General features: G+C 73.8%; 9 protein-coding genes and 1 pseudogene. 2 read left to right on the top strand and 8 right to left on the bottom strand.

Annotated features, from left to right (window positions below; translation table 11 throughout):
* The 4 genes from frr to rpsB form a co-directional block, all read right to left on the bottom strand.
* Positions 1–532 (bottom strand): ribosome recycling factor (gene frr, locus OGL89_RS10210; protein ID WP_263119956.1); only part of this gene is annotated, 532 nt, incomplete at its 3' end.
* 37 nt (positions 533–569) lie between these two features.
* Complete coding sequence (gene pyrH / locus OGL89_RS10205; protein ID WP_263119955.1) at positions 570–1,307, bottom strand: UMP kinase; 738 nt, start codon at positions 1,305–1,307, stop codon at positions 570–572.
* Between the two features lie 111 nt (positions 1,308–1,418).
* Positions 1,419–2,264, bottom strand: coding sequence for a translation elongation factor Ts (tsf, locus tag OGL89_RS10200; RefSeq protein ID WP_263119954.1), 846 nt, complete (start codon positions 2,262–2,264; stop codon positions 1,419–1,421).
* Between the two features lie 29 nt (positions 2,265–2,293).
* Positions 2,294–3,244 (bottom strand): 30S ribosomal protein S2, encoded by a 951-nt coding sequence (rpsB, locus tag OGL89_RS10195; protein ID WP_263119953.1) that lies wholly within the window; start codon positions 3,242–3,244, stop codon positions 2,294–2,296.
* 38 nt (positions 3,245–3,282) lie between these two features.
* Between rpsB and OGL89_RS17190 the strand changes: the two are divergent.
* Positions 3,283–4,224: pseudogene (locus OGL89_RS17190) on the top strand (peptidoglycan DD-metalloendopeptidase family protein); the annotation flags it as partial.
* Positions 4,225–4,296: 72 nt separating this feature from the next.
* Here OGL89_RS17190 and whiG read toward each other — a convergent pair.
* Positions 4,297–5,193, bottom strand: coding sequence for an RNA polymerase sigma factor WhiG (whiG, locus tag OGL89_RS10185; protein ID WP_346770698.1), 897 nt, complete (start codon positions 5,191–5,193; stop codon positions 4,297–4,299).
* Positions 5,194–5,420: 227 nt separating this feature from the next.
* Positions 5,421–6,353: a tyrosine recombinase XerC gene (locus tag OGL89_RS10180; RefSeq protein ID WP_263119951.1), complete on the bottom strand. Its 933-nt coding sequence runs from the start codon at positions 6,351–6,353 to the stop codon at positions 5,421–5,423.
* Between the two features lie 305 nt (positions 6,354–6,658).
* Between OGL89_RS10180 and OGL89_RS10175 the strand changes: the two genes are divergently transcribed.
* A complete protein-coding gene (locus tag OGL89_RS10175; protein ID WP_263119950.1) occupies positions 6,659–7,168 on the top strand; it encodes a hypothetical protein in 510 nt (169 codons plus the stop codon).
* A 102-nt stretch (positions 7,169–7,270) separates the two neighbouring features.
* On the opposite strand, the gene OGL89_RS10170 is transcribed toward OGL89_RS10175, so the two are convergent.
* Positions 7,271–8,668 (bottom strand): DNA-processing protein DprA, encoded by a 1,398-nt coding sequence (locus OGL89_RS10170; protein WP_263119949.1) that lies wholly within the window; start codon positions 8,666–8,668, stop codon positions 7,271–7,273.
* Positions 8,665–10,155, bottom strand: a complete 1,491-nt coding sequence (locus OGL89_RS10165) for a YifB family Mg chelatase-like AAA ATPase (protein ID WP_263119957.1) — start codon at positions 10,153–10,155, stop codon at positions 8,665–8,667. Before OGL89_RS10165 ends, OGL89_RS10170 begins: the two co-directional genes overlap by 4 nt.
* Positions 10,156–10,161 lie beyond the last annotated feature (6 nt).

The raw sequence follows: 10,161 nt of genomic DNA, 5'->3' as shown, positions 1-10,161 counted from the left end.
TGGCGGACAGGACGGTGTCGATGGTGTCGACGTGCCCCTTGGTCAGGGACTCCAGCTCCTTCTCCGCCCGGGCGACCTCGTCCTCGCCGGCCTCGCCGTCCTTGACCAGCTTGTCCAGGCCGTCCTTGGCCCGTCGACGCACGCTGCGGATCGAGATCTTGGCGTCCTCGGCCTTGGTCTTGGCCAGCTTCACGTAGTCCTTGCGGCGCTCCTCGGTGAGGGCGGGCAGGATGATCCGGATCGCGTTGCCGTCGTTGCTCGGGTTCACGCCCAGGTCGGAGTCGCGCAGCGCCTTCTCGATCGCGGCCATCGCCGACTTGTCGAAGGGCGAGATCAGCACGGTGCGCGCCTCGGTCACCTGGAAGGACGCGAGCTGCTGCAGCGGCGTGGGCGCGCCGTAGTAGTCCACGACGATCTTGTTGAACATCGCGGCGTTCGCACGGCCGGTGCGGATCGCCGCGAAGTCCTCCTTGGCGACCTCGACGGCCTTGTCCATCTTCTCCTCGGCCTCGAGGAGGATGTCGTCGATCACGGTGGCTCCTTTGGTTCTGTGGTCCGGGTCTGGCGGGTCAGTCCTCGGTGACCAGGGTCCCGATCTTCTCACCCCGGAGCGCCCGGGTGACATTCCCCGGCTCCTCCAGGCCGAACACGCGCATCCGCACACCGTTGTCGCGGCACATGCTCAGGGCGGTGGAGTCCATCACGCCGAGCTCGCCGACGATGGCCTCGGTGTAGGTCAGGTGGTCCAGGCGCTGGGCGTCCGGGTTGGTGCGCGGGTCGGCGGTGTAGACGCCGTCGACGCCGTTCTTGCCCATCAGCACCTCGTCGCAGTGCGTCTCCAGCGCGCGCTGGACCGAGACGGTGTCGGTGGAGAAGTAGGGCAGGCCGGCCCCGGCGCCGAAGATGACCACGCGGTCCTTCTCCAGGTGCCGGATCGCCCGCAGCGGGATGTAGGGCTCGGCGACCTGGCCCATCGTGATCGCGGTCTGCACCCGCGTGCTCACGCCGGCCTGCTCCAGGAAGTCCTGCAGCGCCAGGCAGTTCATCACGGTGCCGAGCATGCCCATGTAGTCCGCGCGGGACCGGTCCAGGCCCATCGTGGCGAGCTGGGCGCCGCGGAAGAAGTTGCCGCCGCCGACCACGATCGCGACCTGCACGCCGTCAGCGACCGCGGCGCCGATCTCGCTGGCGATCCGGCGCACCACCGCCGCGTCCAGGCCGATCGCACCCCCGCCGAAGGCCTCGCCGGAGAGCTTCAGCAGCACCCGTCGTGCGGTGCGGACCTCGCCGGTCGTCTCTTCGATCATGGTGGCCATGGTGGTCCCTCCGGGAGGTCGTCGGCTGGCGGGTGCTGCTGGTCGTGCTCGCGCCGGTGGCCCCGGCCCTGTACGGGCCGGGGCCACCGGATGCGGGGTGCGTCAGGCGCCGACGCGGTACCGGACGAAGCCGGTGACGGTGCCGCCGGCCTCGGTCAGGACCTGACCGACCGACTTCTTCGGGTCCTTCGCGAAGGGCTGGTCCAGCAGGGCGACCTCCTTGAAGAAGCCGTTCAGGCGGCCCTCGACGATCTTCGGCAGCGCGGCCTCCGGCTTGCCCTCGTTGCGCGAGGTCTCCTCGGCGATCCGGCGCTCGTTCTCGACCGTCTCGGCCGGGACCTCGTCGCGGGTGAGGTACGTCGGGGAGAACGCCGCGATGTGCGTGGCGATGTCCCGGGCGATCTCGGCACCCTTGGCGTCGGTGGCGACCAGCACGCCGACCTGCGGCGGGAGGTCCTTGTTCACCTTGTGCAGGTACAGGGTGACCTTCTCGCCGGCGACGCGCTCCAGGCGACGCACGACGAGCTTCTCGCCCAGGACCGCGGCGGTCTCGTCGACGATCTCCGACAGCGGCTTGCCGTCGACGTCGGCCGAGATCAGGGCGTCCGCGTCGCGGGCACCGGAGGCGACCGCCGTGGCGAGCACCTTCTCCGCCAGGGTGATGAAGGTGGCGTTCTTGGTGACGAAGTCCGTCTCCGAGTTCACCTCGACGATGACGCCGACCTCGTTCTCGCCGTCACCGGCGGTCACGACCTCGGCGGCGACCAGGCCGTCGGAGGCGGAACGGCTCTCACGCTTGGAGACGCCCTTCAGGCCCTTGACGCGGATGATCTCCAGCGCCTTGTCCTTGTCGCCGTCGGCCTCTTCGAGCGCCTTCTTGACGTCCATCATGCCGGCACCGGTGGCCTCACGGAGGTCCTTGATGTCAGCCAGGCTGTAGTTCGCCATCTGGGTATCCGTCCTCGTGCTCGTGGGGGTCAGTTGGCGGTCTCGTCGCCGGACTCCGCGGCCGGGGCCTCGGCGGTCTCGGCGGCGGGGGTCTCGGCGACCTCGGCGGCGGGGGTCTCCTCCGCGGCGGGGGCCTCCTCCGCGGCGGGGGCCTCCTCGGCGGCGGCCTCGGCGGCCGGGGCCCCGGTGGACTCGGAACCGGCGAGCAGCTCACGCTCCCACTCGGCCAGCGGCTCGGCCTCGGCGGCGGCACCGGCGGCGGCGCCCTCGTTCTGGCCGGAGCGGGCGGCGTGGCGGGCCATGGTTCCCTCAGCGGCGGCGTCCGCGATCACGCGGGTCAGCAGCTGCACGGCGCGGATGGCGTCGTCGTTGCCCGGGATCGGGAAGTCGACCACGTCGGGGTCGCAGTTGGTGTCCAGGATCGCGACGATCGGGATGTTGAGCTTGCGCGCCTCGTCGACGGCCAGGTGCTCCTTGTTGGTGTCCACGATCCACACCGCCGAGGGGACCCGGGCCATGTCGCGGATGCCGCCGAGGGTCTTGGCGAGCTTGTCCTTCTCGCGACGCATGATCAGCAGCTCCTTCTTGGTGAAGGCGCTCCCCGCGACGTCGTCGAAGTCGATGAGCTCGAGCTCCTTGAGGCGCTGCAGGCGCTTGTTCACCGTCTGGAAGTTGGTGAGCATGCCACCGAGCCAGCGCTGGTTCACGAAGGGCATCCCGACGCGAGCGGCCTGCTCCGCGATCGGCTCCTGCGCCTGCTTCTTGGTGCCGACGAACAGGATGCTGCCGCCGTGGGCGACGGTCTCCTTGACGAACTCATAGGCGCGGTCGATGTACGACAGCGACTGCTGCAGGTCGACGATGTAGATGCCGTTGCGCTCGGTGAAGATGAAGCGCTTCATCTTCGGGTTCCACCGGCGGGTCTGGTGTCCGAAGTGGACACCGCTCTCGAGCAGCTGGCGCATGGTCACGACGGCCATGGCACGTCCTTCCGGCGCGCCCCACGGGGGCGCGCGACATGATCGCGGGCTCCGCGCTGGGCGGGACCCGCTCGTTCGGTTGTCGATGCCGACCGGGTGGGCGGCATCCCTGGCGTCACACCTGGGTCGACACCGTCCGGGAGACCCGGACGGACCGCTGCCGACGTCGGCCCGCGCTCCGGTCCCGGCTCTCGCCAGGGTGTCGGATCGCGGGGATGACGCGCGATGTCGATCGGCACGTACCGATCGCATGCAGGAGTCTACCGGACCGGCGGGCGCTCGGAGTCCGCGGCGATGTGCCCGTGATCACCCGGCCCTCGACCGTCCACAGCGGGCGTTCCAGGGTGGTGGTCCCCAGGGCGGCACGCGGTCGCTGGACCGGCGATCCGGTGCGGGATCACCGTGGCGCTATGCCCTCGATCCGACGCACCCTCGCCACCTCGCTCGGGGCCGTCGTGCTGCTCGCCGCGCTCGGCCCGGCCGGGGTGGGCTCCAGTGCCGGGGGCGACCCGGCGTCCGCCGCCGCCCCGGTCGCAGGGTCGGCCCCGGTCACCGGGTCGGCCCCGGTCGCAGGGTCCACCGAGGTCGCAGTGCCCGCCCCGGTCGCAGGGTCCGCCCAGGCATCCCCAGCCGTGTGGTCCGCCCCGGTCGCCGGCGAGCCGCGCCTCGTCCGGGGGTTCGACCGTCCGGCGCAGCGCTGGTCCCCCGGCCATCGCGGCGTCGACCTCGCGGCGGCTCCGGATGATCCCGTGCTCGCGCCCCGGGACGGGACGGTGACCTTCGCGGGCGTGGTGGTCGACCGGCCGGTGCTCACCGTGACCCACGACGACGGGCTGCGCACCAGCCTCGAACCCGTCCTGACCGAATTGCCGGTCGGCGCCCGGGTGTCGGCCGGGCAGGCGATCGGGGTCCTGGGCGGCGGGGCGACGCACTGCGAGCCCGTGAGCTGCCTGCACTGGGGCGTGCGGCAGGGCGAGGAGTACCTCGATCCCTGGGAGCTGCTGCACGGCGGGCCGGTGGTGCTGCTGCCCGACGTGGCGGCCGCGGTCGGGTCAGCCCCGGTCGGCCTCGGTCAGCCGGGCCCGCAACCGCAGCATGGCGGCGGTGTGCATCTGGGAGATCCGGGACTCGGTGACACCGAGCACGCGGCCGATCTCGGCCAGGGTCATGCCCTCGTAGTAGTAGAGGACCAGCACCAGCTTCTCCCGCTCGCCGAGCTGGTCAATCGCCCGGGCCAGCAGGAACTTGGTCTCCTGCGCCTCGAAGGAGTCGCCCGGGTCCGGACTGCGGTCGTCGCCCAGGGTGTCCAGCAGCGAGAGCCGGTCGGAGTCACCGGCGCCGAGCAGCTCGTCGAGGGCGGCCACGTTCACCGTGGACAGCTGGGTGAACAGCGCGCGCAGCTCGCGCAGGTCGATCTGGAGCCGCCCGGCGACCTCCCGCTCGGTGGGGACCCGGTGCAGCTCGGCCTCCAGCTCGGCGTACGCGCGATCCACCGCCCGGGCCTTGGTCCGCACCGAACGCGGGATCCAGTCCATCGCCCGCAGCTCGTCCAGGATCGCGCCGCGGATCCGCGAGGACGCGTAGGTCTCGAACTTCACCGAACGACCGAGCTCGTACTTCTCGATCGCGTCGATCAGGCCGAACATGCCGTAGGACACCAGGTCCGCCTGCTCGACCATCGCCGGCAGCCGCATCCCGACCCGGCCCGCGACCGCGGTGACCAACGGCGCGTAGTGCAGGATCAGGCGCTCGCGCACCAGGCGGTCGCCGCCCGACTTGAACGCGGCCCAGTCCTGGGCGACCCGGTCGAGCGCGGTCCGCCGCTCCAGGTCCTCCTCGGACTCGTCCAGCTCGGCCAGGTCCGGCTCGGCGACGCCCAGGAGATCGCTCGGGTCCGGGCCGGTCAGGTCCAGCGGCTCGACCAGGGTGAGCCGCGGTGCCTGCGGCATCAGGTCCCCGAGCGTCTCGGTGACGACGACCGCGTCCAGCGTCTCCGTGAGATCGCCGCCCTCGGCCAGCAGCACGACGGTGGCGAGCTCGCCGTCCGCGGGGTCCACACCGTCCGCACCGACCTGGTGCGGGATGACGCCACGGGGTGCACGCAGCGCGCGCACGGCAGCACCGGGGGCGGTGTGCTGCTCGACCGGAACAGTCATGGGGGTCTCCGTCTCGAGGGTCATGCTCGGGGGTGGGCCTGCTCGAACGACGCGCGGAGGCGGTCCGCGGTCACATGGGTGTAGCGCTGGGTCGTGGCCAGACTCGAATGGCCGAGCACCTCCTGCACACTACGCAGGTCGGAGCCGCCTTCGAGCAGGTGTGTGGCGGCGGAGTGCCGCAGGGCGTGCGGGGCGACGTCCTCCACCCCGGCGGCACCGGCGACCTCGTGCACCGCGGTGCGCAGCTGACGCTGGTCGACCCGGCCGCCGCGGCGACCGAGGAACAGCGCCGGACCGGAGCCGTCGACCGCGAGCGCCGGACGCCCACGACCGAGCCAGGCGCGGGTGGCGTCCACGGCGGGCTCGCCCACCGGCACCACGCGTTCCTTGCCGCCCTTGCCCAGCACCCGGAGCGTGCGCTCGCCGAGGTCCAGGTCGTCGACGTCGGTGCGGCACAGCTCGCCCACCCGGACACCGGTGGCGTAGAGCAGCTCGAGGGCGGCCCAGTCCCGCAGGTGCACCGGGTCCTCGTCGTCGGCGCGGATCCGGGCCACGTCTAGCAGATCGGCGGCGGAGTCCTGGCTGAGCACGGTCGGCAGCGTGGAGGACGGGCGGGCCGAGGCCAGCCGCAGCGCAGGATCCGAGCCGATCTTCCCGGTGCGCGCGGCCCAGGCGAAGAACGTGCGGACCGCCGCGCCCCGGCGCGCCAGGGTGGCACGACTGCGCTCGGCGGCGGCCATCGACGCGAGCCATCCGCGCAGCACCGCGAGATCGACACCGCGCAGTCCGTCCACGCCGTGCCGCCGGGCGTGGCCGGCCAGGTCCCGCAGGTCGCTCACGTAGGCCCGGATCGTGTGCTCGGACAGCCCGCGCTGGGCCCGCAGGTGCAGTACGAAGCCGTCGACGAGTGCGGTGTCCGCACCCGTCTCTCGCACCCCTGCCGCCGCCTGCACGGCTCTAGGGTGACCGTCACACCTCCGGGCGACAAGCGTCCTGTGTGAGGAATCACCCACCCCTGGGCGAATCACGGTCTTTTGTCCGATTTTCCGTGGTGGTGTCGCGGCTGAACGGGTGGTCATCCGGTGCGGGGGTTCAGGTCCGGCGGGTCAACGACCGATGCTCTAGGCCCTTCGGCCCGGACGAGGCACCCCCACGACATGACTACTCTCGTCCCCGCGTGGGTGCCGGTGCTCGCGCCCCGCAGACCGGTCGGCACCGCAACCCTCCGGATCCCCTCGGTGCAGCCCGGAAGGACCCCATGGCCTACGAACTCGACGCCTTCATCGCGCTCGCTCCCGCTGCGCGAGAACTGCACGCCCGCGCGCCCCGGTCGACCCTGGTCCCGCTGCGCGGCGGCGTCGCGATGGTCCTCGCCCCCGACGACGTGGACCTGGTCGACCTGTCCCCCGGCGAGAGCCTGCTCGACGGTCTGACCGTGGCCCGGATCGAGGCGGACTTCTTCGGCGGGACCGGGATGCAGAGCGCCTGGTTCCACCGCGACGGCCGGCTGATCTGGTCCGACGTGGACAACCCCACCACCGATCAGGACGCCAGCACCTGGCCGATCAACCGCGCGCTCGCCGACCTCGGTCACCGGCCGACCCGCCGCGCGGCGTGGAACCCGGCCGTGCTGCTCGACTCCTTCGGCGACGTGGGCCTCGGGCACTGCCGCAGCAACGACCGCTGGATCCGGTTCGCGCACGAGGGCGGCGACGGAGCGGCGATCACCGCGTTCGAGGACGAGCTGAGCCGACGCAAGGTCGGTTGAGCCGAGACGAGGTCGGTTGAACCGGCGCGAGGTCAGCCGGCGCGAACTCGGCTGAGCCGGCGCCACATCAGCCCGCGCGGCCTCGGCTGAACCGCCGCGAGGTCAGCCGACTCGCTCGCGCGACCACCTCCCCTCCCGGGTCCGTCGCGCCAGTCCGCCGAGCTCCAGCAGCCCCAGCTCCGCCTCCACCTCCGCGACCGCCAGACCCGCCCGGGCGGCGACGGTCGACACCCCCGCGGGATGTCGGCCCAGCGCGTCCAGCACCCGCGCCCGCCGGCTGTGCGGCTCCGTCTCCCCGCCCGCGCGGGACCACGCCGGGGCAGGAACTCCCAGGGTCCCTCCCGCCACAGCACCCGGAACGTGGTCGGCTCGCCCCGGCGCGTCACCGGCACCGCCGACCGGCGTCCCGTCCACCCCGTGCGGCGCATCGTCCGCCGCCGCCGTCGTCGTCGCGGGGCCCAGCAGCTCCAGCACGTCGGCCACCTCGGTGACGCAGACCGCCGCCCCGGACCGCAGCAACCGATGGCACCCCGCCGAGGCGGGAGAGGTCACCGGTCCCGGCACGGCACCCACCGGACGCAGCAGCTCGCCCGCGTGATGGGCGGTGCTCAACGCCCCGGAGCGCCATCCCGCCTCCACCACCACGGTGGCGCCGGTCAACGCCGCGATCAGCCGGTTCCGGAGCAGGAACCGCGACCGGCTCGGCGGTCGTCCGGGTGGGCTCTCGGCCACCACCGCCCCACCCTGATCGATCACCCGGCGCAGGAGATCGGCGTTGCCCGCGGGGCTGAGCCGGTCCGGTCCGCCCGCGAGCAGGGCCACGGTCGGCGCACCCGTGCGCACCGCCACCACGCCCCGGTGCGCCGCAGCGTCGATGCCGTACGCGCCACCGGACAGGACGCACACGCCCGTCCCGGCCAACCCACCGGCCAGGTCACCGGTGACCAGCTCGCCGTACTCGCTCGCGGCCCGGGCGCCCACCAACGCGACCGACCGTTCCACCAGGACGTCCAGCCCGGGGTCACCACGCACCCACAGACACAGCGGTGCGGTCGGCCCGAGGTCCGCCAGCCGATCCGGCCAGCCGGGGCGACCGGGGATCAGCGGCACCGCGCCGATCCGGCGCGCCGCCCCCAGCACGGCGCGGGGATCCGCGTCCACCCGCGGCAGCCAGCGTCCGAGCGCCCGCGCGATGGAGCGCAGCGCCCGGCCGTGGTCGTCGAGGGCCGCCCGCTCGGGCTCGTCGGCGTCCCCGTCCTCCCGCCGGCACCCGGTGGACCCGTCGCCGGGAGCGGACCCGTCGCGCTCCCGCACCCGGGATCGCAACGACCGCGCTGCCGCCGTGGGGGTGAGCTCGCGGACGTCCAGCAACCACCGCCACGCCTCCACCGCCCCGAGCGCTGCCACCACTGCCACGGCGGCAGGATCACCGGGCTCGGCGCACAGGCTCCAGGCGATCCGGGCGAGCAGCTCCGGATCCTCGTCCCGACGGGTATTCACGGCCTCGCTCCCCGGGTGCGGAGCAACAGCGCACGGCCGACGTCCTCGCGGCTCGGTGCGGCCGCCCCGGCCAGGTCCGCCAGGGTCCAGGCGATCCGCAGCACCCGGTCGGCACCCCGCAGGGTCAGCCGTCCCGCGTCGAGAGCGCGGTGCAGGTCCGCCGTCAGCCCGGGATCGGGTCGCAGCAGCGCGCGCAGCCGGGCACCGGGGACCTCGGCGTTCGTCCGCCACGGGTCGTCCGCCCAGCGCAGCGCCTGCGCGGTCCGGGCGGCGGCGACCCGGGCCGCGACGGTGGCGGTGCTCTCCCCCGGCCGCTCACCGGTGAGGTGCCGAACCGCGGGCACCTCGACCTGGAGGTCCACCCGGTCCAGCAGCGGGCCGTCCAGTCGGGCCAGGTAGCGGCGCCGGGCCTGCGGCGTGCAGGAGCAGTCCAGTCCCTTGCCGGTGGCCCGACCGCACGGGCACGGGTTGGCGGCGAGCACGAGCTGGAACCGGGCCGGGAACCGCGCGGCGCCGGCCGCCCGGCTGATCACCAGCTGCCCGTGTTCCAGGGGTTGGCGCAGGGTCTGCAGCACCCGGCCGCTGAACTCGGGGGCCTCGTCCAGGAACAGCACGCCCCGGTGCGCGCGGGACGCCGCTCCGGGATGCGGCCACCCGGAGCCCCCGCCGACGATCGCCACGGCGCTGGCCGTGTGGTGCGGGTCCTCGTAGGGCGGTCGACGCAGCAGGCCGCCGGAGGGGTCGAAGCTGCCCGCGACCGAGTGCACGGCACTGACCTCGACCGCCTCGGGCTCGGTCAGGTCGGGCAGCAGGCCGGGCAGCCGGGACGCGAGCATGGTCTTGCCCGCGCCGGGTGGACCGGTGAGCAGCAGGTGGTGCCCACCCGCGGCGGCGACCTCGACCGCATGCCTCGCGGCCGGCTGCCCGAGCACCTCGGCCAGATCGCCGCCCGGGGCCGCCGAGGCGGTGGACGTGCGGGGAGCGGGCACCGGGGTCGTCGGCGTGGCGTCCACCTCACCGCCGTGCAGGGCGACCACCTCCGCCAGGGTGGCGCAGCCGATCACCCCGGCCCCGGGCACCAGCTCCGCCTCCGGGACGTCCGCGGCCGGCACCACCACCCGCGTGCGGCCCTGGGCGACCGCCTCCGCGACCGCGGGGAGCACGCCGCGCACCGGGCGCAGCCGGCCGTCCAGACCGAGCTCCCCCAGGTGCACCGTGTCCCGGGCCCGCTCCGGGTCGAGCTGCCCGGTCGCGCCGAGCACCGCCACCGCGATCGCCAGGTCGAAGCCCGGTCCGTGCTTGGGCAGCGCCGCCGGGGAGAGGTTCACCGTGACGCGGCGCGGCGGCCAGGCGAGCCCGGTGCAGGCGACCGCGGCACGGACCCGGACCTTCGCCTCGGCCAGGGAGGCGTCGGGCAGCCCCACCAGCACGAACGCGGGCAGGGCGCTGGCCAGATGGGCCTCGACCTCGACCACGCGGGCGGACATCCCGAG

Origin of the sequence: Cellulomonas sp. RIT-PI-Y, from assembly GCF_025642745.1 — a bacterium.
GTDB lineage: Bacteria > Actinomycetota > Actinomycetes > Actinomycetales > Cellulomonadaceae > Cellulomonas.
The sequence above is the reverse complement of the archived record's forward strand: the minus strand, read 5'-3'. Positions and strand labels throughout refer to the sequence as shown.

Excerpts from the sequence above, each read along its gene's own strand:
- OGL89_RS10165 (WP_263119957.1), bottom strand. The coding sequence starts at position 10,155 with ATGTCCGCCCGCGTGGTCGAGGTCGAGGCCCATCTGGCCAGCGCCCTG.
- whiG (WP_346770698.1), bottom strand. The coding sequence starts at position 5,193 with ATGCCGCAGGCACCGCGGCTCACCCTGGTCGAGCCGCTGGACCTGACC.
- rpsB (WP_263119953.1), bottom strand. The coding sequence starts at position 3,244 with ATGGCCGTCGTGACCATGCGCCAGCTGCTCGAGAGCGGTGTCCACTTC.
- tsf (WP_263119954.1), bottom strand. The coding sequence starts at position 2,264 with ATGGCGAACTACAGCCTGGCTGACATCAAGGACCTCCGTGAGGCCACC.
- pyrH (WP_263119955.1), bottom strand. The coding sequence starts at position 1,307 with ATGATCGAAGAGACGACCGGCGAGGTCCGCACCGCACGACGGGTGCTG.
- OGL89_RS10175 (WP_263119950.1), top strand. The coding sequence starts at position 6,659 with ATGGCCTACGAACTCGACGCCTTCATCGCGCTCGCTCCCGCTGCGCGA.